Below are 1,717 nucleotides of genomic sequence, written 5' to 3'. Positions count from 1 at the left end.
TTTTTATTTTTTCTTCTTTTATAATCAGTCTTATAATTGATAAAGGTTGGTATAATAATGGAATTAGATAGTAATAACCATTCAGTATTCTTATTGTATTATCATCTTGTATTAGTCGTGAAATACAGAAGGAAAGTATTTGATGATACCATATCTGACTATGCAAAAGATATGTTTGTAAGACTTTCAGAAAACTACAATATAACGTTAGTAGAATGGAATCACAATGTTGACCATGTACATATCTTGTTCAAGGCACATCCTAATACAGAAATGACAAAGTTCATTAATGCATATAAGAGTGCGAGTTCTCGATTAATAAAAAAGGAATTCTCACAAGTGAAAAAGAACCTTTGGAAAGAGATGTTTTGGACTAGAAGTTTTTGTTTGATTACCACAGGTGGTTCGCCAATAGAAGTAGTGAAACAGTATATTGAAAAACAAGGTGAAAAGTGAGGTGAAATGATATGAAAAAGCATAATAAAGCATACAAATTCCGTTTGTATCCAACAGAAGAACAGGCACATCTTATTCGAAAAACTTTTGGTTGTGTGAGATTTGTATACAACAAGATGTTAGCAGAACGAAAAGAAATGTATGAAGAATACAAAGGGAACAAGGAAGAACTAAAGAAGCAGAAGTTCCCTACCCCAGCGAAATACAAAGTAGAGTTTGACTGGTTGAAGGAAGTCGATTCATTAGCTTTGGCAAATGCTCAATTAAACTTGCAAACTGCCTACAACAATTTCTTTAGCGGTCAAAATGATTTTCCTACATTCAAAAGTAAAAAAAGTAGAAAATCGTATACAACAAATATGGTAAACGGAAATATTATGCTTCTTCATGGTCATATCAAATTACCGAAACTTAAAATGGTTCGTATCAAGCAACATAGAGAGATACCACAAAACCATATCATCAAGTCATGCACTATTTCTATGACACCAACTGGTAAATATTACGTGTCTATCTTGACTGAATATGAAAAAGAAATCATTCAAAAAGAAATAAAAACCGTTGTTGGATTGGACTTTGCAATGGCTGAATTGTATGTTAGTAGCGAAGATGAGAAAGCCAATTATCCTCGCTTTTATCGTCAAATAGTAGACCGATTAGCAAAAGCCCAACAAGTATTAGCAAGACGTGCCAAAGGATCTGAGCGTTGGAAGAAACAACGGATTCGTGTAGCTAAATTACATGAAAAGGTTGCAAATCAACGTAAGAATTTCCTTCATCACAAGTCTAAAGAATTAGCTACTAATTTTGATGCTGCAGCAATAGAAGACTTGAATATGAAAAGTATGTCACAAGCACTCAACTTTGGTAAAAGTGTTGCTGACAACGGTTGGGGAATGTTCACGACCTTTTTAGCATATAAGCTACAAGAACAAGGAAAACAACTTGTAAAAATAGATAAGTGGTTTCCTTCTACAAAGATGTGTAGTAATTGTGGAAACATAAAAGACATGTCATTATCTGAACGTACTTATGAGTGTTCTTGTGGACTAAAAATAGGTCGTGACTATAATTCGGCAATCAACATTAAAAATGAAGCAATACGCTTATTATCATTAGCATAAGTAATACCAAAAACCTTTGGAACAAGGGAGTTAGCTCGGTGGTCTTAGACTAATTCGTTAGCTATCAAAAGTAACGACTAACCGAGAAGCCCCCACTTCAAACAGTCCGTAAGGACGTTAAGTGGCGGGTAGTTCAC

2 protein-coding genes are annotated in these 1,717 nt (G+C 34.1%); both read left to right on the top strand.

What is annotated here, in order from left to right; all coding sequences use genetic code 11:
* Positions 1-57: 57 nt before the first annotated feature.
* A complete protein-coding gene (gene tnpA / locus ACIGHG_RS25605; protein WP_396551292.1) occupies positions 58-456 on the top strand; it encodes an IS200/IS605 family transposase in 399 nt (132 codons plus the stop codon).
* Between the two features lie 11 nt (positions 457-467).
* Complete coding sequence (locus ACIGHG_RS25600; protein ID WP_396551290.1) at positions 468-1,580, top strand: RNA-guided endonuclease TnpB family protein; 1,113 nt, start codon at positions 468-470, stop codon at positions 1,578-1,580.
* The last annotated feature ends 137 nt before the right edge of the window (positions 1,581-1,717 follow it).

The sequence above is a fragment of the Bacillus sp. NPDC077411 genome (genome assembly GCF_044543425.1).
GTDB classification, from domain to species: domain Bacteria; phylum Bacillota; class Bacilli; order Bacillales; family Bacillaceae_G; genus Bacillus_A; species Bacillus_A bruguierae.
Note: the sequence above shows the minus strand (reverse complement) of the source record. Positions and strands in the feature narration are given on the sequence as shown.